This window comes from Pantoea sp. A4 (genome assembly GCF_000295955.2).
Lineage (GTDB): Bacteria > Pseudomonadota > Gammaproteobacteria > Enterobacterales > Enterobacteriaceae > Pantoea > Pantoea multigeneris.
The window spans coordinates 1-19,476 of record NZ_ALXE01000040.1; the positions used below are offsets into that span (position 1 = coordinate 1).

The following is a 19,476-nucleotide window of genomic DNA, read 5'->3' on the forward strand; positions in this document are numbered from 1 at the left end:
CCCTGGAGGCTCTGCCGCCGCATCCATGCGGCGGAAGCTTTACTCTACTCCCCACCATCCCCGCCTTTATGTAAGTATTGTGCCTATCCTCTCCCGCGCCTTCATGTGAGTGATGTGCGGGACATCGTCCGTGCGTTTCAGATTGGCATGATGTGGGTGGTGTTCGTGCGTTTCAGTCGCAGATGGTGGGGAGTGCCGTAAAGACGCCGTGAATCCTTCCCTGGAGGCTCTGCCGCTGCATCCATGCAGCGGAAGCTTTACTCTACTCCCCGCCATCCCCGCCTTCATGTGAGTGGTGTACAGACCATCGTCCGTGCTTTCATGTTAGTGAAACGCAGGCCATCATCCGTGAGATTTGTGGCTGTACAACTCACAGACTTACCCTGACCCTCTTCCTGGAAGGGAGAGGGAATGTACGGCACAGTTATCACATGTGTCACCGAACGGGCTCTTTCTCCCGCTTGAACTTCTTGCTCCGTCCTCGTACCTGGAATAAAGGGTTACCGTCTGGCCTGTATGAAGAAACGTGGAAGCAGGTTATTTCAATGTCCTGATTTTGTGATCCACTCCAAAATAAATGGCAGAACTGTATAAAAGGTCTTTAATAATTACTTATCCCGAATAACTATAAATAAAACACAAAGGAGTACGTTTTTATTCCAGATATCCGTATTTTTATTATATATGGTTTTTTTATGTCTTGATTTAATGAGTATCTCTTATTTTTTAATCCTGCTAGTTTTATTCGTGCGGACTTTCTCTGTTTCAATAAAAATTCCAGGAGTTATTAATGTCTATAACGCTTAGACTTCAGCAGCAAACCGTGCTGATTACCGGTGGTGCGGGCGGAATTGGCCGGGCCGCAGCGCTGTTATTTTCTCAACAGGGGGCCACGGTAGCGATTATCGACCGGGACCAGCAAGCCGGGGAAGAAGTTACTGCTATTATCCATGCCAGTGGAGGCAAAGCCGCCTTCTTTCAGGCAGATGTAAGTGAAGTTGAACCGCTTCTGAGTGCCATAGAGTCAGCTAAACAGTGGCTCGGTCATATCGACAACCTGTTTAATCATGCAGGCAGTATTATTGTTAAACCGTTGCATGACACCACGTTGGAAGAGTATGAAAAGTTGATGGCGATCAATAGCCGATCGGCTTTCCTGACCTGTAAAGCAGTGCTGCCGCATATGGTCTCACGCGGTAAAGGCAATATCGTTATCACCTCATCTATTAATGCCGAAAAAGGATTTAGCTTAGAAAGCGTTTATTGCATGACCAAAGGCGCGGTATTACAGCTGGCGAGATCGATCAGTGCTGAATATCGCGAACATGGCATTCGCTGTAATGCCATTTGCCCCGGTTTTGTCCAGACGGCACATGGTCTGAACGAACTCGATCAGCTGGACTCACAAGGACAAACCTGGCAGGAAAACAGCCTGGCACAGACCCAGGTACGCATCTGCCGCGCGGAAGAAGCCGCTGCCGCCGCTCTGTTTCTGTTATCCAGCGATGCCAGTTTTGTCAATGGCACGGCGCTGTATGTGGATAACGGTTGGGCAACCAAAGGTTGAAAATCCTGACAACATCCCCTTTTGATTATTTGCTGCCTGATAGCGAGAAATACTATGTCTAATTTGCCGGATCCCAGCGATAAATCGGAAGATGCCCGCCTGCTGGCGCTGGGGTATCGACCAGAATTCAAACGGGTGCTAGGCCTGTTTGCCGACTTCTCTCTCGGCTATTCGTATATGAGCCCAATGGCCGGGGTATTCGCACTGTTTTCCACCGCGCTGGTGGCCGCAGGACCGCCCTTTTTCTGGACCATGCTGGCGGTGCTGGCAGGCCAGGTTTTCGTCTGTCTGGTGTTTGCCGAAGCCGCATCTGCCTTCCCTGTCGCAGGCGGGATTTATCAGTGGGCACGCAGGCTGGGTGGCGAACGCTGGGGGTTTTTAACCGCGTGGATTTACCTTTTCGCCCTGATTGGCACCGGTGCTGGCATCTCTGCTGGCGGTGCGCCATTTTTATCCGTGTTGCTGGGAATCACCCCCTCACCGGAGTTCAACGCTTTCTGCGGTATCGGTATCGCGTTGGTGGCGATCATCGTCAATTTCTCGGGTACCAAAATCCTGGCAAAGATTACGGAAATCGGCGTGTGGACAGGGCTCACTGGGCTGGCGATTTGCGGCGGTTACATGCTGATTTTCGGCCGCATTCAGCCCGTTTCTGTTCTGTTCGACAGTTTTGGCCAGGGCAGCAAAGACTATACTTCGGCCCTGTTCTTCGCCAGCCTGATCGGCGTGTGGATTTTCTATGGCTTTGAAGCCTGTGGCGATCTGGCCGAAGAGGTCACCGGTGCCTCTAAGGCGGTGCCCAGAGCGATGTTACTGACTATCCTCTGTGGCGGCGGCTCAGCGCTGTTAATGGTCTCAGGTTTAATGTTTGCCATTCCGGATATGGCGCTGGCGGTTCGCGGTACCGTCGCCGATCCAGCGGGTGCCGCAGTGTTACAGGCGATGGGGCCGGTGGGCAGTAAAATCACCCTGATTTGTCTGCTGGCAGTGGTGGTGAGTGCCGTTACCTCGGTGATTGCTTCCGCCAGTCGGCTCCTGTTCTCGCTCGGGCGGGATAAGATGATCATCGGTGCAGAGGCGTTAGGCCAGTTAAGTCACACGAAGCGTTTACCGGTGGCGGCGCTATGGGTTACTGCGATCATCACCTTGTTAATCCTCAGCATCGGGTTTATCTCCGTTGATGCTGCCACGCAGATCATCAGCTTCACCACTACTGGCGTTTATGTCTCTTTCCAGATGGTGGTGATAGTGTCACTGATCGCCGGCCTAAAAGGCTGGCAGGCCGATGGCGCTTTTCGCTTAGGCTCCTGGAGTACGCTGGTGAAGAGTATTGCGCTGCTGTTTGGCATTGTTTCCATCGTCAACCTGGCGTGGCCGAGAACCCCTGACGCCAGCTGGTATGTAAACTGGAACATTTTGCTGTCGGTGAGCGTAATATTTTTCCTTGGCCTGGTGCAGATGTCGCGGCTGAAACGCAATTATGTCCTGTCAGGCGATTAAAAATAGCCGCTGCTCCCAACGCGCAGAATAGCCGTAACCGGCCTCCCTCTCCCGCTTGCGGGAGAGGGCTGGGGTGAGGGGAAGCCAGCTGCGTTTTCTACCCTCAGCCCACGGCCACCCAACGGAAACCCGCCAGAATAGTTGCGCCGATCAGGGTGAAAATAGCGGCTATATGCATAACAAAATCGGGGAAGTCGCCATGAACGGGATGGCACAATGCCAGCAGTGACAGCGCCATAAACGCAATCCCAACCCCCGCCATTAACAGCGTACGCACCGGATGCAGGGTGCGGGTACGGCGCAGCGCGGTCAGCATCAGCAGCACCATTGGGGTTCCTGCCAGCATCATGAAGGTGTAGCAGGGCGTGCCATCGCCAATGTTCCCCAATGGCTGATGTCCCTCACTCATGCTAATCACATTCACCAGCAGCCACGCGGCCACCAGCGGAATAAAAATCTGCCAGCGCAGCGATTTGCGCCCGGCGATACTCAGCGTAAAAGTACGGACCACGGCCAGTGTACCGATGCACAGTGTCAGCAACAGTTCGATCACTGCCCAGAATGCCCCTGGCTGTTGCCAGTCCGTCAAGGCTCGTTGTGCCAGCAGTGAAAACAATGCGCCCGCAGGCAGTGCCAGCGCGATCCACACCAGGACTCGCCGCCAGACCGCCGCTGTTCTTTTGACGGGTTTTGCAGCCCGGCTAAGTTGCTTAATCAGAACTTCATGATCGCTCACGATCTTTTCCCCCAAGACGCCGCAAATTAAGCAGCGCCCGATGCAGCAGTGATTTCACTGCCGAAACTGAAAGGTTATGTTGTAGTGCTGCTTCCGCCAGGCTTAACTCACGTAAATGGACCATTTCGACCATCTCGCGCTGACGCAGCGGCAGCTGATGGAGTGCCTGTTCCAGCACTTCCTCTTGCTCTGCAGCAGGTTCATGGGATGCAACGGCTGCATCGGCTTCATCATCCTGCACTTCCCAGCGCAGATGACGACCATTTTTGCGCAGCGCATCCACGGCGCGGGCACGAACAATGGCGGCCAGCCACGGCATAAACGGCCGCGCAGGATCGTAGGTGTGGCGCACATGGTGGACGGTAATCAACGCCTCCTGCACCACATCTTCCGTCAGCGCATCGTCATAGATCTTTTTACGCGCCAGTGCACGGATCACCGGCACCAGCGCGTGTAGCAGTTGGTTGTATGCGGTTTGATCGCCCGCTTGCGCGCGGGCCATCAATACCGGCCAACTCTCCTGTTCATCCATTAAATTTCGCCATGTCACTGTTACCGCAGACTAATGCGGGCGTGACGGCGGTAAATAACGTCACGCCTTATTACCGGATGCCTGATTAAGCGCATTGATCACAATCGATGGGGTTAACACCTGCGGAAGCACAACAGGTTTACCACCATTAGCAGGATAGACCACATACAGCGGTAACCCCCCACGACCAAATTCACTTAATGCGTCATCCACGTCCGGGTTGTATTTAGTTGAGTCGGCAATCATATAGATCGCGCCACTTTTTGCCATCGCCTCTTTCACGGCAGCGGTGGAAAGTGTGGTGCGCTCATTCACCTGACAGGTAATGCACCAGGAAGCGGTAAAGTTGACGAAGATCGCTTTCCCTTTGCCTTTCTCTGCCGCTACGGTTTGCGGCGTCCATGGCGTGCTGGCAACGTCCGCAACCTGGCTCTCAGACGTGGCTACGGTGGTCAGCGTGGTGAGCGGGGCTGCGACCAGCACGACGAACAGAGCCGTGACGACATACAACACTTTGTGACTGCGTCCCAGCATATGACGCTGTTGCGCAATGCCATACAGCCAGGCGGCGCAGCTCAGCAACACCGCACAGGCTAACAGAGTGGCTAATGCGGCCGCGCCGCCCTGGCGATCGGCAACCCAAACCAGCCAGGCTACTGCACCGAGCATGGGGAAAGCCAGTGCCTGTTTCAACCGCACCATCCATGCACCGGAACGTGGCAAACGGCGGCCCAGAGCGGGGAAGAATGAGATCAGCGTAAAGGGCGCGGCGAAGCCCAACGCCAGCGACAAGAATACGGCCAGACCTACCACAGGAGGCTGCACCACTGCGTACCCGACCGCACTTGCCATGAAGGGAGCAGTGCAGGGCGTTGCGACCACAATTGCCAGTGCGCCGGTTAAAGCAGAACCCCACAGGCCCCCACGATTGCCGGAAACCTGACCGACGCGCTGGACACTCAGGCCCACTTCAAACACGCCCAACAAATTGAGTGCTGCGGCCAGCATGATCAGCGCCAGAATGGCAATCACGACCGGCGACTGAAGCTGGAAGCCCCAACCGATAGAGGTGCCTGCGGCACGCAGCGCAAACAGGACTCCGGCCAGCAGTAGCATCGTCACCACCACTCCGGCAAGGAAAGCCAGACCTTCCGCACGCGCAGCACCCGGACGCTCATGATGTTTCAACAGGCTGAGCGCTTTCAGGGAGATCACCGGAAAGACGCAGGGCATCACGTTGAGAATAATGCCGCCGAGGAAGGCGGCCAGAATCGCTGTCAACATAGGAAACCTTCAGAGATTAAGAGTGGTGTTCAGCACGGTACTGTTTCACCGCATCCATGGCTTTCTGAATATGTACTTCTGGATTGCGGTCGGTGTAGCTCAGCAAAATTTTGCCGTCCGGTGCAATCACATAGGAAGTGCGATCTGACAGGGTTTTGCCGTCATGCACCATGGTGTTTTTATATTCGGTCGCGATTTTAGCGCCCGGGTCAGCCGCCACGGTGAACTTGTCACGGCACTCCAGTTTGGAGAAGTCACTTACCTGCTCAACGTTCCCGGCGGTAACGCCCACCACCGTTGCGCCCAGTTTATTGAAGCCATCTGTCGCTTCGGCAAAATCATGAGCCTCAATGGTGCAGCCAGCGCTGAAGGCGGCTGGGAAGAAATAGAGCACCACTGGGCCTTTTTTCAAAGCATCCTGAAGTGAGAAAGTCAAAGCTTTGCCGCCTAATGCACCCTGCAACTTGAAGTCTGGTGCCTGTGCGCCGACCGGCAGTGCGGCCCAGCTGGGGGCGGTCATTGCCATGCTCAGTGCTGCGATGGCCGCCAGGCGGCCCAGTTGCGTTTTCAACGTTTTCATCTTCTGCTCCGTATGAAGGTTCACTGCCATCGGCTGATAACAGCGTTACTCTAAGATTCGTCTCGGGTGTGGGAAAAGTTGCGCGGGAGGGAAAAAAAATTTTTTAGGCGACGTTTTTATGGCGGTGTCAGCGGGATATTTTTGCGAAAACGGATAATTTCTTAAGGTTAAATTAAGCTTGAAATCATCTGTCCTCACAACCTGTGCGATCTCATAATTTATTACAAAAAGTTGTGACGGTGGACGGTTTACTTTCCCCGCTTTCCGGGCTATTTCATACGCTCAGCGGAACTGATTTTAATTATGATTATCATTTGAGATATATTTTGGCGGGGACCTCCTTGTGTTAGCCACCTTTGTTATCGCGCTGCGAGAAGGGCTGGAAGCAGCGCTGATTGTCGGCATCATTGCTGCCTTTTTACGTAAAAATGGCAAAAGTCTCACGGCGATGTGGGCCGGTGTGTTGCTGGCTGTTGTGTTGTCAGTCTTGGTGGGTGTTGGCCTGAGCCTGACAGAACGCGCATTGCCGCAGGCCAGCCAGGAAGCGATGGAAGCCACGATTGGTCTGGTGGCCGTGTTCTTCGTCACGGGCATGGTGATGTGGATGAATAATCACGCCCATGAAATCAAACGCCAGTTAGAGAGCGAAGCCGCTGCGGCGATTGGGCAATCCAGTGCGCTGGCCCTCGCCAGTATGGCGTTTTTGGCGGTGCTGAAGGAGGGGTTTGAAACCAGCGTCTTCCTGCTGGCGACCTTCTCGGTGGCACAGTCTGCGGTATGGGCGGCGGCAGGGGCCGTGCTCGGCCTGATTCTGGCGGTGGCGATCGGCTGGGGCATCTATATGGGTGGCGTGAAGCTCAACCTCGGGCGTTTCTTCCGCTATACCGGCATGTTCCTGATTCTGGTGGCGGCCGGTTTGATCATCAGCGCGCTGCGCAGCGGGCATGAAGCGGGCTGGCTGAATATCGGGCAGGATCGCGTATTTAATCTCAGCTGGTTTATGCCGCCAGGTTCCGTGCGTTCGGCATTAATGACGGGCGTTTTGGGTATCCCAACTGACCCGCGCGTACTGGAGCTGAGTGGCTGGGGCATTTATGTCCTGCTGGTCGCTGTGCTGGTTTACTGGCCGCGCCAATACCGGCCGCAGCCGGTGCGCATCACCCAGATGCTGTTGGGTAGCACAGCCATACTGGCGGTGGCCGCACTGTCGCTGTTGAGTTTCTATCCGCAAGCCCAGTTAGGGTTGCCGGTTAATGCACCGTTGCAAGGCGGCGGGCAGGCCATCCTGCAAGCCCAGGACGAAGGTGGCTATCAACTGCACGTCAGTGCGGATAATCAGGCATCGGTTGATTACACCCTCTCCAGCGCCGATCAAAAAATGGGGCGTGAGCAAGGCGTTGATTTGCAGGAGTGGAGCCTCACGCAGCAAGCTGCAGTGGACTCTCTGCCGACCATGCTGACGTTGGATCAGGTATTGGCTCTCTATGGCCATCGTATTCCGGTGGGCCTCAGCCCGGCACAGCATCCAGGGCCTTACAACGTCACCTGGCGTGCGGATTGCGCGGTGGACGCTGCCGTGACGGGCAATGCGCTGTACAACGCTTCCGCCCATGCCACGATTTTAATGACGCTCTCTGGCAGTGGATTACTTTCGCCGCGTACTTTTACCGTGCGCAGCGCCATGCCTGAAATTGGCTGTAACTGGCAGCTAGACCCGCGCTGGCAACAGCAGGTCAGCGATGCGCTACAACATCTACGCCAGGCGCAGGTTCGTCACACCTTCTGGGCTAACCAGCTGCCATTGCTGCTGGGCTTGATGGCTAGCATTTCACTCATCCTGGCATTACGCCGTCTGAGCGCCTCTCGTCGCGCATCAGCCGTGTCTGTTGCCGGTTCTCGCTCCACTTTGCCTGAAAATAAGTAAGGGACCTTTTCATGTTAAAAACCGCTTTTAAAAAGAAAAATATGGCACTCAATGCCGCTATCGTTTCAGCGTTCATGCTGATGGCAGGCGGCGCTTCTGCGGCAACGGGCGCAGCACCGGTGACCAACGGCGTTTCTCAGGTCAATGTCACGTTGACAGGCGCAGAAGGCGGCACCTGTGAAATCGATCATACCAGTGCTAAAGCCGGTCCAGTGACCTTTACGGTGGTCAACAAAACGGCGACATCCATTACTGAACTGGAGTTGCTGAGCGATAACCGTATCCTGGGCGAAAAAGAGAACCTGGCACCGGGCTTACCGGCTTCCAAATTCACCCTGACGCTGGACGGCGGCAAATATCAGATCTACTGCCCAGGCGCAAAACAAGAGCTGATTAACTTCACCGTCACCGGTAAAAGCGCGGCTAAAGCCACGGGCAGCACCGCAGACCTGCTTAAGCAAGGCACCGATGGCTATGCCACTTACGTCAATGGCGTAGTGGATGCGATGGTGGTTGCCGTAAATCAGTTGAAAGCCGATATTGACGCGGGCGATCTGGAAAAAGCCAAAGCGCAGTATGCCAAGGCGCGTCCATTCTATGAGCGTATTGAATCGGATGTCAGCGGCTTCGTCCTGCCTGGCTTCAGCGCGACGGATAACGCAGGCAACCTCGATTATCTGATCGATATGCGTGCTTCTAACCAGGATCCGAAAGTGGGCTGGCATGGTTTCCACGCCATTGAGCGCGAGCTGTTTGGTAACGGAAAAATCACCGACACCACCAAAAAACTGGCGGCTGAGCTGCAACAGAACGTCACCAAACTGGACAGCCTGACCAAAGGCCTGACCTACAAACCAGAAGATCTTGCCAATGGTGCGGCAGACCTGCTGGAAGAAGTGCAGAGCAATAAAATCAGCGGTGAAGAAGAAGCCTTCAGCCACATTGACCTGGTGGACTTTGCCGGCAACGTTGAAGGTGCACAGCAGGCATTCGAGTTCCTCAAGCCTGGCCTGAGCAAAATCGATCCTGACCTGACCCAACGTGTAGAAACGCAATTCGCCAACGTCAATAAACTGCTGGATGGTTACCGCGATGGTAAAATCCCTGGCGGTTACAAATACTATACGGCGGAAGTGAAAGCGGCAGATGCGGCGAAGCTGAGTAAAGCGGTGCAGGCGTTGCAGGAACCTTTATCGAAAATCGCTGAGAAAGTGGCGACGGTTGGAGGCAAGTAGTTTATGAAGCAAAAACAGTTACCGACTGGGGAAACCGCTAACGTTTCCCGCCGGCATCTGTTGAAAGGGGCGGTGGCCAGTGCGCTGGCCATGCCGGGAGTTGCTGCCGCACACAGTGCGGCAGTGGCAAAATCCGACCCGGAAGACCAGGTGGATCTCTCCCATCAACATGCATTTTATGGCACGGGTGGACAGGTGGGCATTATCACGCCGCCCCAGCGTCACGTCATGTTTATGACTTTTGATATGACCAGTCAAAACCCGCGCGACCTGCAAGTTTTGCTGGCACGCTGGTCAGCCGCTATCGCCCAGATGATGGCCGGTGAGATTATTGGCCAGGTTGAACCGGCCAGAAACAGTGGCATCGGCATGGATACCGGCGAGGCGCTGGATTTAGGCCCGGCCTCTCTGACGGTGACTGTAGGTCTGGGACCACGCATTTTCGGTGAGACTTACGGTCTGGCGCAGCACAAACCGGCGCTGATGCGTGAGCTGGTACAGTTACCGAGTGATAACCTGCAAGCAGAGCTGAGTGGCGGCGATCTCTCGCTCCAGGCCTGTGCAGACGATCCTCAAGTGGCTTATCACGCCATCCGCAATCTCGCGCGTATCGCGAAAGATACCGGCGCAGCGGCTACGCGCTGGTCGGTGATGGGGTTTGGCCGTGCTTCAGCAGGCAAGGGGCAATCAACGCCGCGCAACCTGTTTGGCTTTAAAGACGGCACGCGTAACCTGACAGAAAAAACGGATTTCGATAAGTTCGTCTGGATCAACGATGGCGGCCCGGCCTGGCAGCAGCAGGGGAGCTATCAGGTAGTGCGCAAAATCAAAATGCATATCGAAAACTGGGATACTGACCGCGTCAGCGATCAGAACGTGGTGTTTGGTCGCCATAAGGTTTCGGGTGCGCCGCTGAGCGGAGAGAAAGAGTTCGATCAGCCAGACTTCACCAAAACGGACAGTGCCGGTGAGCGGGTCATTCCAGCTACCTCGCACATTAGCCTTGCTGCCCACGAGAATAACCAGGGTATCCGTATTCTGCGCCGTTCTTACAACTACACCGATGGCCTGAATAACCTCGGTATGTTGGATGCGGGTTTGCTGTTTATTAGCTACCAGAAAGATCCGGCACATTTTGAAGCGCTACAGTCCCGTCTCGGTGCCGCCGATGCGCTCAACGAGTATATCTCCCATATCGGTTCCGGCATTTTCTTCGTGCCGCCAGCTCCGGCTGCCGGGGAGTATATTGGTTCTCAGCTGTTCGCCTGACCGACTCCGCCGGGGTCAACCCGGCGATGTTCACGGGCGCTCGTTGTGCCAGCTATTCAGCATCACGGTATTGTTATCCCGGATCAGCTTCTTGAGCTGCGCCAGGCGTTTACCATCCACCTCTTTCCACTGCAGCTGATCAAGCACTGAGCGGCGGGCAATATGGAATGTGATCGCCTGGCCAAACAGTGCGACGGTGCGCAATTGGGTCAGCTCGCTATCAATCGCTTCGCCGCTCAGACGTGAAATTAAATCCGCGCCAGCCCGATGTATCTCTCTTCCCATGCATTCACGCATGATTTGAAAGGCAGTTTCCGGACCTTGCCCCAACTGAATACGGGCGTGAAACAGCCGTTTGTTGAGGGTGTAATCATTGCCAAAGACCTTATCCAGCAAAGTATCCACCAAATCGCAAAACAGTGTGACGCACTGTGGTGTGGGCGCATCGGCGGGCAACTGTTCAATCGCATCCAAAACCGGCTGGAAAGCAGGGCGGTTAGCTTCTGCCAGATAGCGGGCACAGGCGGAATACACCCCTTCTTTGTTGTTGAAATAGTACTGTAAGGCGGGAGGATTCACCCCAGCCCGCGTGGCAATCTGCCGGGTGGTGGCGGCATCAAACCCTTGTTCACCGAACACCTCGATAGCGGCCTCAATGATGCGCTGGCGCGTTTCATCACCGCGCGCATAGCCGCCCTCCTGCGAATGCCGTAACGGCTTGTTTTTCTTCCCAGTCACTCGTCTACCTCTCTCAAGAACCGCCTGAGTATACGTAAATTATCACGGTTTAAAAAATTATATCGCTTGACATAAATTTACGCCCAGTTCAATTTATGCCGGTTGATATACTTTCACCCCCAGGAGCTTTCGTGCTGCAACTCTCAGTTTCTTCTTCTGCCCCGGATGTCGGGACAGCCCCAACCCCTGCGCCAGCAAAATCAAAAAATCGCGTGCTGCGCATCGTGGTGCTGGCTCTGCTGGCGATCGCCGCCCTGGTCGCCCTCTGGTGGTTTTTCTTTGGCCGTTACAGCGAATCAACCAACGATGCGTATCTGCAAGCGGACAGCGTGACGCTGGCACCGAAAATTGCCGGTAACGTCAGCGAGGTACTGGTGGCGGATAACCAGCAGGTAAAAGCGGGCCAGCCGTTAGTGCGTATCAATGATGATCAATATCTGGCGAAAGTCAGTGAAATGCAGGCGATGCTGCTTGCGCGTCAGGCCTCGATTCAGCGCGCCAATGCGGATATCACCCGCCAACAGGCTGAAATTGAACAGGCCGAGGCAAAACAGCAGTCCGCACAGGTGCAGATGCACTATGCAGAACATGAATTCCAGCGCTATCAACCGCTGGCGGCGACCGGTGCGGAAGCCCAGGAACACCTGGCAGACCTGCGTCGCAGTCGTGATCAGGCGAAAGCCGATTACAATGCCAACGTCGCGGCGGTAAAAGCGGCGGCTGCGCAGATTCAAACCCTGAAAGCGCAGATTTCGGAAGATACCGCACAGTTAGACTCCTCCAAAGCGAGTCTGCAACAGTCCAGTATCGACCTGCATGACACCCTGATTACCAGCCCGATTGATGGTGTGGTCGGTAACCGCACGGTACGCGTGGGGCAATATGTGCAGCCCGGCACGCGACTGCTGACGGTGGTGCCCACGCACGATGTCTATTTAGTGGCGAACTTCAAAGAGACGCAGATGACACGCATGCGCGTGGGGCAGCCTGCCACGCTGCACGTTGATGCCGATCCTGACCATGATTTTACCGGCGTGATTGAGAGCTTCTCTCCCGGCACCGGTTCGCAATTTGCGCTGCTGCCGCCGGAAAATGCCACCGGTAACTTCACGAAAATCATTCAGCGCGTGCCGGTCCGCATCCGCATTACGGATACCTCACCCGCGCGCGAGCGCCTGCTGCCGGGCATGTCAGTGACGGTAGATGTAGACACACATCATCTCCAGCCGGATCAAACCCATGAGTAGCACCACGCTGACCGCCAATGCAGCAGGTGAGGAGAAGGCTTCCGTCACTGACTGGGTCGCGGTGATTGCCGGTGCGCTGGGCGCACTGATGGCAACGCTGGATATCTCCATCACCAACTCGGCGCTGCCACAGATTCAGGGTGAGCTGGGCGCGACCGGTACTGAAGGGACATGGATCTCTACCGGCTACCTGATGGCGGAAATCGTGATGATTCCGCTGGCGGGCTGGCTGACACGGTCGATGGGGCTGCGTAATTTCCTGGTCTGGATGGCGGTGTTCTTCACGCTGTTCTCGATCATGTGTGGTTTGTCGACCAACCTCGGGCAGATGGTGGTCGGGCGTATTGGTCAGGGCTTTACCGGCGGGGCGATGATCCCCACCGCACAAATGATTATTCGTACCCGTTTACCGCGCCGACAACTGCCGGTTGGGATGTCGATTTTCGGTGTGATCGTGATCCTCGGGCCGGTGTTAGGGCCGGTACTGGGCGGCTGGCTGGCCGAAAACGTCAGTTGGCACTGGTGCTTCTTCCTCAACGTGCCGATCAGTTTTGCGCTGGTGTTTCTGCTGTTCCGTGGCTTGCCGCCGGAAAAAGGCAACATGCAAGAATTTATCAAGGCGGACTGGATTGGCGTGGTGGGCTTAAGTACGGCGCTCAGCAGCCTGACCGTGGTGCTGGAAGAGGGGCAGCGTGAGCGCTGGTTTGAGTCCAGCATGATTATCTGGCTTTCCGTCGTCTGCGCGCTGGGTTTTCTGCTGTTGCTGATTGCGCAGTTAACCGCAAAGCGGCCGGTTATCCGCCTCTCTTTGCTGGCGAATCTGCGCTTTGTGACGGTGATTTTGATTGTGTTTGTGGTGGGCAGCGGCCTCTATTGCGTGCTGTATCTGCTACCGCAGTTTTTAAGCAATATCGCGGGTTACAACGCCCAGCAGGCGGGGATGGTGTTGCTGATCTCCGGGATTCCTAGCTTGCTAGTGATGCCCATTTTGCCGCGCCTGTTAGGCAAAGTGGATATTCGCCTGATGGTGATTGGTGGGTTGGTGCTGTTTGCTGCCAGTTGTTTCCTCGATACCACGTTAACGGCGCAAAGCACCGGGGATGATTTCTTCTGGTCGCAAATCCTGCGTGGTGCCGGGCAAATTATGGCGATGTTGCCGCTCAATCAGGCCTCAATGGCGGTAGTGAAAACCGAAGAGGCCGCTGATGCCGCCGGTTTGTACAACATGATGCGCAATCTGGGCGGTTCCGTTGGACTGGCGCTGGTTGGCGTGTTTATTGACCGTCAAAGCAAAATGCACGATGACATGATCCGCGAGTCAATCACCGCCAATTCGCCACTCGCGAATGAACGGATTGCGGGCAGTACGGCCTCGTTTATGAGCCAGACCACGGATGCCGCGTGGGCTCACCTCCAGGCGTTGGGGCAGCTGGCGCAACAGATCAAACAGCAGGCGATGGTCATGACCTTTTCAGAAACGTTTTATCTGCTTGGCATCGCGCTGGCGTGCTGTATTCCACTGGCACTGTTGCTGCGTATGCCTAAGGCGGGGAAATAAATGTTAAAGCGGAAAATCACAGTAATGAATACCAAACCTTTCTTTGCCTGCTCCAGTCTGATGATTGCGCTGGTGCTCGCGGGATGCAGTGTCGGACCGGATTATCATGGCCCGGGTAAAACCCCGCAGGTGAATCAGTTCGCTCGCCTACCGCAGAGCGGTGTAAATACCGCACCTGGTGTGGCTCGCTGGTGGGAGACGCTAAACGATCCGCAGCTCAATACGTTGATCGCCATGGCGCTGAAAAATAACCCTGACATTGCGATTGCGCAGGCGCGTCTTCGCCAGGCACGTGCTGCTTTAGATGGGCAGCAGGCCAATGAATATCCTAAGCTCGGGGCGGATGGGGCAGCGCTGCGTGCAAAACTGCCAGACAGTACCGGCATCACCAGTAATAACCCGCTGAATATGTATGCCAACACCTTTGATGCCAGCTGGGAGCTGGATATCTTTGGCGGCACGCGTCGGGCAATTGAGTCCGCGCGTGCTCAGGCTGAGGCCTCGCAGGAGAGCCTGGCGGATACCCATGTGTCGATTGCCGCTGAGGTGGCGCGCAACTACCTCGAACTCTGTGGTCAACGCCAGCAGTTGGCGGTGTTACAGCAGTCGATCGCGCTGGAGCAGCAGATGTTAACCCTGACGCAGCAGCGATACAGTCGCGGCGCGGCCAATGACAGCGATGTGCAGCGCCTGGTGACGCAGTTGGAAACCACCCGTTCGCAAATCCCGTCCTTACAAAATGATATTACCAACAGCCTCGACACCCTGGCGTTTCTCGCCGGGAAAACGCCGGGTGAGCTGGATCAGCAGTTGAACAATGTGATGCAACTGCCGACGTTGCCCGCGCAGGTGAACGTCGGTGATCCAACGACGTTGTTACGTCAGCGGCCTGATGTGCGGGAAGCCGAGCGTAAGCTGGCGGCCAGCAACGCGGAGATCGGTGAACATATAGCCGATTACTATCCGAAGGTGAATTTCCTCGGTAATCTCGGGTTCACCAGCAGTTCCACCGGAAACCTGTGGCAGCGGCAGAATCTCAGCTGGATGCTGGTGCCGTATCTGCAATGGAATATCCTCGACTTTGGCCGCATTAAATCCCAGGTCGCCTCTGCGCGCGCGGCGCGGGATGAAGCTCAGGCCAGTTGGCAGAAAAGCGTGCTGAGTGCATTGCGTGATGCCAACGGTTCACTCTCGCGCTATGGGCAACAGCGTCAGACGGTGATGGATTTAGCCACCGTCACGCACTCAGCCGATCGTGCGAGCCAGCTAATGCAGCAGCGTTATAAAGCTGGAGCGGCCAGTTTGATTGACTATCTGGATACCGAGCGGAGCCGTTTGTCTGCACAGCAAAACCAGATCAGCGCCCAGACGCAGTTGGTGACAGATTTCGTGGCGGTACAGAAAAGCCTCGGTCTCGGCTGGCAGAGCTAAGGGAAGGGGGGAATACCCGGGAGGGGTATTCCCTGTAACCTAGTTGGCAAAGGCGTAGGTGAGTTTACCGGTAGCCGAGACCAGTTTACGCAGGGCTTTTTGATTAACCCGCGACATCTGACCGGCTTTTTCTGCGGTTAGCGGGCCACTGTCGGTTTGGGCCAGCAGCGTGTCGGCTGGTGCTGAGACCATTTTCTCCGCAGCTGATTCTACCGCTGCGGCATAGCCGGACTGGCTGGAGAGGTCCATTTTGCTGAGCGGCAATTGGGTTGCCAGCCATTTGCCCCAGTAAAACTCCAGGAACGGCGGTGGGCTATCGGGTTTGCGGTAGCCAATATCGCGCGTTAACCAGACCAGTGAGCGATATTCATCGTTGATCATCTGTTTACGGCTTAGCTGCTGCGGCAGCTGTTGCGGCGTAATCACGCCTTGTGGCGTTTCCAGCCAGGTGAGTTTGCGTGCCTGCATGGTTTGCCAGAAGGCGGTCATGTTCGGCAAATGGCGGAAATCATCCGTAATGCGCACATAGACTTTGGTCTGTAGGCCGCCCACTTCAGCAAACGACGTAAAGGTGTGATGTCCATCGGTTAAATAGAGCTGGTTATCGGGGGCGATCACCGCAGTATTCACCTTTTTCAACTCACTGCCGGGTGCGGTTTTACAGCTAAAGCTGGCGAAGTCACTGATACGTGAGGCGTCGTTGTATTTTTCGATGCCTTTCGCCCCCGCCGACTCACAGAAATCATCGAATAACTTTTTGGCGTCGTGCTTGTAACGGTTGACCTTGTAATCAATCTGGCGAAAGCCCAACGTCGCCTGAGTTGGGTGGAGGCTGGCAATCGGGACTTCAGCCAGCGAGCCAACGTTGAGTGGGGTTTCCGGTGCGGCAAGCGTGGATCCGCTTAGCAGCAGTCCAGCAAACAGAAGGCGTAACTTCATCATCAATCGTCCCTTTAAAACGCGTACTGGAGTCGTAACTGCACCGCATCGCTGGAGTCTTTAACGCTGCGGCCGTCAATGTTTTTACTGGTATCGATATTGCTGATCTTGTAGGTCAGGTAATCGAGCGTAACACGAACGTTTTTGTTGACGAAGTCGTTCACACCTACCGTGAAGGCATCGATATTGTGTTTTTATGTTTTTATCTGCTGTGTATATTCTGAAGGGGGCGTAGTGCGCAATTTTCTCAATAATTGACTGGCGATATTGTTTTTTCTGAAAACAATATCGCCAGATTTTTATCGTCAATCACTTTTGCCCGGCAGGTAAAATATGTTTGATCATCACATCCACATCGAGATTATTGATATAGCTCATACAGCGTGAAGTGAACATGCTCATTAGCCGGTTGCGATGGCCCGCAATCAGTAAATCAATACCCGACTGGCTGATACATTGTTCAATTTCTTCCAGACGTCGCAGGGTGACAAAATGCCGCACATTGACCGGGTGAGGAGTGGTGAGCAGCAGTTGGCTGAAGAGGGTTTTAGCGCGAATAATTTCATCGGCAACCACGTCATTCATCATGCTGTCTGCTACATAGTTCATACTGCGGTAATCATCGCTGATATGGGCCAGCGTGATGGTCATATCCAGAGATTCAGCAACCGATGCAGCATGTTCGAGTAACACCAGGCCATCATTTTGATCCTCAATCAACACCAGTGCATGACGATAACAGGCCATAACTCACCTCCGACTGTGCCAAAAGAAACTACACAGAATGTATAGGTCAGAGAACGGCGGCAGGCTGTGAGCAACTGCGCGTTTTTATCGCTGTTCTGATCCAGAACGTTGCCGGTGCAGCTTTAAGTAATCAACAAAGGCGCGCAGTGGGGCGCTGAGGGGTGCACCGCCTGAGTAATAAAGGTAAAACCCAGGAAATACCGGCGTCCAGTCGGTGAGCAGTTGTACCAATTCACCCGAGGCAATCCAGCTATCCACCTCTTCATCCAACAGGCAGGCGATACCGGCACCGTCCCGCACGACGCGTGTGAGTATTGCGGGTTCATCTACCAGCAGCTGTCCCTCAACGGCGACGTCAAAAATTTTGCCATTACGAATGAATTCCCAACGGTAAACGCTGCCATCGCTTGGGCGTTTATAGTTGAGGCACTGGTGGTGTTGTAGATCCTGCGGCTGCTTCGGCCAGCCGTGCTGTTTTAAATAGTCTGGTGAGGCAACCACTTTTAATTTGAATGTCTGACTCAGACAGATTGCCGTCATATTCTGATGCAGGTTTTCGCCTAAACGAATACCTGCATCGCACTGGGTTGCGACAATGTCACTCAATTTATCTTCGGTAACAATCTCCACTTTAATCAGTGGATAGCTGCGCAAGAAGCCCGCTAATAAAGGGGACAGAATTGAGAGGGCGGCCACCTTTGCAACATTGAGGCGTAAAAGGCCTGCCGGTGACTGACCACAGTTTTGCGCATCGGAAACCGCTAATTCCAGCCCGGAGAGTGCCGGTTGTAAATGCTGCATCATTTTCTGTCCGGCCTCGGTTAATGAGAGGCTGCGCGTTGTGCGATTGATCAGGCGGACAGCCAATCGTTCTTCCAGCCGGCGCAAGGTCTGGCTGAGTGTTGAGGGGGAGATCGCCAGGATGGCGGCAGCACGGACAAAGCTGCCTTGTTCGGCAATGGTGGCAAACGCTTTGAGTTCGGCAAATTCACTGCTGCGCATTGTGTTGATTTTCTCACAGAGATTGTTTGATTATCAGGATATTATCAAATAATCCTCGCGAGATTATGCTGGAACCACTTAGTTAAGCAAAATCAGGTGGCTACATGGGACGTTTTACCGGCAAGCGTGTGCTTATTACGGGCGGGACGCGGGGCATAGGACTGGCGGGTGCATTACGCGTTATCAGGGAAGGGGGACAGGCGATTGTGACCGGGCGTAATGTTGATAGGGTGCTAACGGCGAAAGCGGGGTTGCCCTCTGTTTTGCAAGTGGTGCGCAATGATGCCAGCGATTGCTCTACTGGCCAGGCACTGGCGGAAGCGGTTTCCGCACACGGCAAGCTGGATGGCGTGTGGTTCAATGCCGGGTTCGCTCGGCTTAATACGCTTGAACAAACAGATGCTACAACCTTCGATGAGATGATGTCAGCGAATGTGCGTGGCCCAATGTTGCAGTTAGCAGCACTGATGCCGTTGTTTAATCCGGGCGCTTCGGTGGTGGTAACATCTTCCAGCTCAGCCTATGAAGGTGCTGCGCAAACCAGTATTTATGCGGCGACCAAAGCGGCACTCCTGGGTTTGGTGCGATGCTGGGCAACAGAGTTAGGCCCAAAGAATATCCGCGTTAATGCGATCATCCCTGGACCTATTCAGACGCCATTCCGTGATTTTCTTCCTGCTGCTCAAAGGGCTGAATTTGAAGCCGGTGTGGTAAATCAACTGGCGTTGGATTGTATGGGAACCCCAGAACAGGCTGCCGCCGTCGCGCTGTTTCTGTTATCTGATGAGGCTGCATTTGTCACCGGGAGTGAATATTCCGTCGACGGTGGTTTACTTTTGCGTTAGGGATGCGTGCCGTGCGTTTCAGTCGGGACTGTGCGGGCTGGGTTGGTGCGTTTCAGGTTGGCACGGTGCGGTTGGTGTTCGTATGTTTCAGGTTGGCGCGGTGCGGTTGGTGTTCGTATGTTTCAGGTTGGCACGGTGCGGGTGATGTTCGTGTGTTTCAGGTTGGCACGGTGCGGGTGATGTTCGTGTGTTTCAGGTTGGCGCGGTGCGGGTGATGTTCGTTTGTTTCAGGTTGGAGCGGTGCGGGTGGTGTTCGTGCGTTCCAGTCGCAGATGGCGGGGAGTGCCGTAAAGACGCCGTGAATCCTTCCCTGGAGGCTCTGCCGCTGCATCCATGCAGCGG

At 54.9% G+C, this 19,476-nt stretch carries 19 protein-coding genes; 9 read left to right on the forward strand and 10 right to left on the reverse strand.

What is annotated here, in order from left to right:
• The first annotated feature begins 790 nt into the window (after positions 1 to 790).
• Together B880_RS0117560 and B880_RS0117565 are read left to right on the forward strand one after the other, a co-directional pair.
• Entirely contained in the window at positions 791 to 1,567 is a 777-nt protein-coding gene (locus B880_RS0117560; RefSeq protein WP_017348761.1) for an SDR family NAD(P)-dependent oxidoreductase, read from the forward strand.
• 54 nt (positions 1,568 to 1,621) lie between these two features.
• Positions 1,622 to 3,067: an amino acid permease gene (locus B880_RS0117565; RefSeq protein WP_017348762.1), complete on the forward strand. Its 1,446-nt coding sequence runs from the start codon at positions 1,622 to 1,624 to the stop codon at positions 3,065 to 3,067.
• Positions 3,068 to 3,170: 103 nt separating this feature from the next.
• Here B880_RS0117565 and B880_RS0117570 read toward each other — a convergent pair whose 3' ends face one another.
• From B880_RS0117570 to B880_RS0117585, 4 genes are read right to left on the reverse strand one after another with little or no spacing between them, the layout of a single operon-like run.
• The gene (locus B880_RS0117570; protein ID WP_017348763.1) at positions 3,171 to 3,803 is read right to left on the reverse strand and encodes an NrsF family protein; all 633 of its coding nucleotides are present in this window, start codon (positions 3,801 to 3,803) and stop codon (positions 3,171 to 3,173) included.
• On the reverse strand, positions 3,790 to 4,335 hold the full coding sequence (locus tag B880_RS0117575; protein ID WP_017348764.1) for a sigma-70 family RNA polymerase sigma factor: 546 nt from the start codon (positions 4,333 to 4,335) through the stop codon (positions 3,790 to 3,792). Before B880_RS0117575 ends, B880_RS0117570 begins: the two co-directional genes overlap by 14 nt.
• Before the next feature lie 60 nt (positions 4,336 to 4,395).
• Positions 4,396 to 5,619: a protein-disulfide reductase DsbD family protein gene (locus tag B880_RS0117580; protein WP_017348765.1), complete on the reverse strand. Its 1,224-nt coding sequence runs from the start codon at positions 5,617 to 5,619 to the stop codon at positions 4,396 to 4,398.
• Positions 5,620 to 5,635: 16 nt separating this feature from the next.
• On the reverse strand, positions 5,636 to 6,199 hold the full coding sequence (locus tag B880_RS0117585) for a peroxiredoxin (protein WP_017348766.1): 564 nt from the start codon (positions 6,197 to 6,199) through the stop codon (positions 5,636 to 5,638).
• 343 nt (positions 6,200 to 6,542) lie between these two features.
• On the opposite strand from B880_RS0117585, the gene efeU reads away from it, so the two are divergent.
• The 3 genes from efeU to efeB are packed head-to-tail and all read left to right on the forward strand — an operon-like array spanning position 6,543 to position 10,627.
• Positions 6,543 to 8,123 carry an iron uptake transporter permease EfeU gene (gene efeU, locus B880_RS25205; protein WP_017348767.1) on the forward strand — a complete coding sequence of 527 codons (1,581 nt, stop codon included), beginning with the start codon at positions 6,543 to 6,545 and terminating at the stop codon, positions 8,121 to 8,123.
• An 11-nt stretch (positions 8,124 to 8,134) separates the two neighbouring features.
• The gene (gene efeO / locus B880_RS0117595) at positions 8,135 to 9,358 is read left to right on the forward strand and encodes an iron uptake system protein EfeO (protein WP_017348768.1); all 1,224 of its coding nucleotides are present in this window, start codon (positions 8,135 to 8,137) and stop codon (positions 9,356 to 9,358) included.
• Between the two features lie 3 nt (positions 9,359 to 9,361).
• Entirely contained in the window at positions 9,362 to 10,627 is a 1,266-nt protein-coding gene (gene efeB / locus B880_RS0117600; RefSeq protein ID WP_017348769.1) for an iron uptake transporter deferrochelatase/peroxidase subunit, read from the forward strand.
• A 30-nt stretch (positions 10,628 to 10,657) separates the two neighbouring features.
• Here the strand turns inward: efeB and B880_RS25210 are convergent, their stop codons facing one another.
• Entirely contained in the window at positions 10,658 to 11,365 is a 708-nt protein-coding gene (locus B880_RS25210) for a CerR family C-terminal domain-containing protein (protein WP_017348770.1), read from the reverse strand.
• A gap of 131 nt (positions 11,366 to 11,496) precedes the next feature.
• Between B880_RS25210 and B880_RS0117610 the strand changes: the two genes are divergently transcribed.
• The 3 genes from B880_RS0117610 to B880_RS0117620 are packed head-to-tail and all read left to right on the forward strand — an operon-like array spanning position 11,497 to position 15,601.
• On the forward strand, positions 11,497 to 12,612 hold the full coding sequence (locus B880_RS0117610; protein ID WP_017348771.1) for an HlyD family secretion protein: 1,116 nt from the start codon (positions 11,497 to 11,499) through the stop codon (positions 12,610 to 12,612).
• On the forward strand, positions 12,605 to 14,170 hold the full coding sequence (locus tag B880_RS0117615; RefSeq protein WP_017348772.1) for an MDR family MFS transporter: 1,566 nt from the start codon (positions 12,605 to 12,607) through the stop codon (positions 14,168 to 14,170). The genes B880_RS0117610 and B880_RS0117615 overlap by 8 nt, the downstream gene beginning before the upstream one ends.
• Positions 14,171 to 14,194: 24 nt before the next feature.
• Entirely contained in the window at positions 14,195 to 15,601 is a 1,407-nt protein-coding gene (locus B880_RS0117620; RefSeq protein ID WP_051005712.1) for an efflux transporter outer membrane subunit, read from the forward strand.
• A gap of 39 nt (positions 15,602 to 15,640) precedes the next feature.
• Here B880_RS0117620 and B880_RS0117625 read toward each other — a convergent pair whose 3' ends face one another.
• The 4 genes from B880_RS0117625 to B880_RS0117640 all read right to left on the reverse strand — a co-directional run bounded on the left by B880_RS0117625 (position 15,641) and on the right by B880_RS0117640 (position 18,289).
• Positions 15,641 to 16,543 carry a ParB/Srx family N-terminal domain-containing protein gene (locus tag B880_RS0117625; protein ID WP_017348774.1) on the reverse strand — a complete coding sequence of 301 codons (903 nt, stop codon included), beginning with the start codon at positions 16,541 to 16,543 and terminating at the stop codon, positions 15,641 to 15,643.
• Positions 16,544 to 16,554: 11 nt separating this feature from the next.
• A complete protein-coding gene (locus tag B880_RS26755; protein WP_157060584.1) occupies positions 16,555 to 16,725 on the reverse strand; it encodes a porin in 171 nt (56 codons plus the stop codon).
• 124 nt (positions 16,726 to 16,849) lie between these two features.
• Complete coding sequence (locus B880_RS0117635; protein ID WP_017348776.1) at positions 16,850 to 17,287, reverse strand: universal stress protein; 438 nt, start codon at positions 17,285 to 17,287, stop codon at positions 16,850 to 16,852.
• An 84-nt stretch (positions 17,288 to 17,371) separates the two neighbouring features.
• The gene (locus B880_RS0117640; RefSeq protein WP_017348777.1) at positions 17,372 to 18,289 is read right to left on the reverse strand and encodes a LysR family transcriptional regulator; all 918 of its coding nucleotides are present in this window, start codon (positions 18,287 to 18,289) and stop codon (positions 17,372 to 17,374) included.
• Between the two features lie 104 nt (positions 18,290 to 18,393).
• Here B880_RS0117640 and B880_RS0117645 point away from each other — a divergent pair, with 104 nt between their 5' ends.
• Positions 18,394 to 19,134, forward strand: coding sequence for an SDR family oxidoreductase (locus B880_RS0117645; RefSeq protein WP_017348778.1), 741 nt, complete (start codon positions 18,394 to 18,396; stop codon positions 19,132 to 19,134).
• 157 nt (positions 19,135 to 19,291) lie between these two features.
• Here the strand turns inward: B880_RS0117645 and B880_RS27135 are convergent.
• Positions 19,292 to 19,476 (reverse strand): hypothetical protein (locus tag B880_RS27135; RefSeq protein ID WP_237761026.1); only part of this gene is annotated, 185 nt, incomplete at its 5' end.

Coding starts and splice junctions, on each gene's coding strand:
- B880_RS0117560 (WP_017348761.1), top strand. CDS start 791: ATGTCTATAACGCTTAGACTTCAGCAGCAAACCGTGCTGATTACCGGT.
- B880_RS0117565 (WP_017348762.1), top strand. CDS start 1,622: ATGTCTAATTTGCCGGATCCCAGCGATAAATCGGAAGATGCCCGCCTG.
- B880_RS0117575 (WP_017348764.1), bottom strand. CDS start 4,335: ATGGATGAACAGGAGAGTTGGCCGGTATTGATGGCCCGCGCGCAAGCG.
- B880_RS0117580 (WP_017348765.1), bottom strand. CDS start 5,619: ATGTTGACAGCGATTCTGGCCGCCTTCCTCGGCGGCATTATTCTCAAC.
- B880_RS0117585 (WP_017348766.1), bottom strand. CDS start 6,199: ATGAAAACGTTGAAAACGCAACTGGGCCGCCTGGCGGCCATCGCAGCA.
- efeO (WP_017348768.1), top strand. CDS start 8,135: ATGTTAAAAACCGCTTTTAAAAAGAAAAATATGGCACTCAATGCCGCT.
- efeB (WP_017348769.1), top strand. CDS start 9,362: ATGAAGCAAAAACAGTTACCGACTGGGGAAACCGCTAACGTTTCCCGC.
- B880_RS0117615 (WP_017348772.1), top strand. CDS start 12,605: ATGAGTAGCACCACGCTGACCGCCAATGCAGCAGGTGAGGAGAAGGCT.
- B880_RS0117620 (WP_051005712.1), top strand. CDS start 14,195: ATGAATACCAAACCTTTCTTTGCCTGCTCCAGTCTGATGATTGCGCTG.
- B880_RS0117625 (WP_017348774.1), bottom strand. CDS start 16,543: ATGATGAAGTTACGCCTTCTGTTTGCTGGACTGCTGCTAAGCGGATCC.
- B880_RS0117635 (WP_017348776.1), bottom strand. CDS start 17,287: ATGGCCTGTTATCGTCATGCACTGGTGTTGATTGAGGATCAAAATGAT.
- B880_RS0117640 (WP_017348777.1), bottom strand. CDS start 18,289: ATGCGCAGCAGTGAATTTGCCGAACTCAAAGCGTTTGCCACCATTGCC.
- B880_RS0117645 (WP_017348778.1), top strand. CDS start 18,394: ATGGGACGTTTTACCGGCAAGCGTGTGCTTATTACGGGCGGGACGCGG.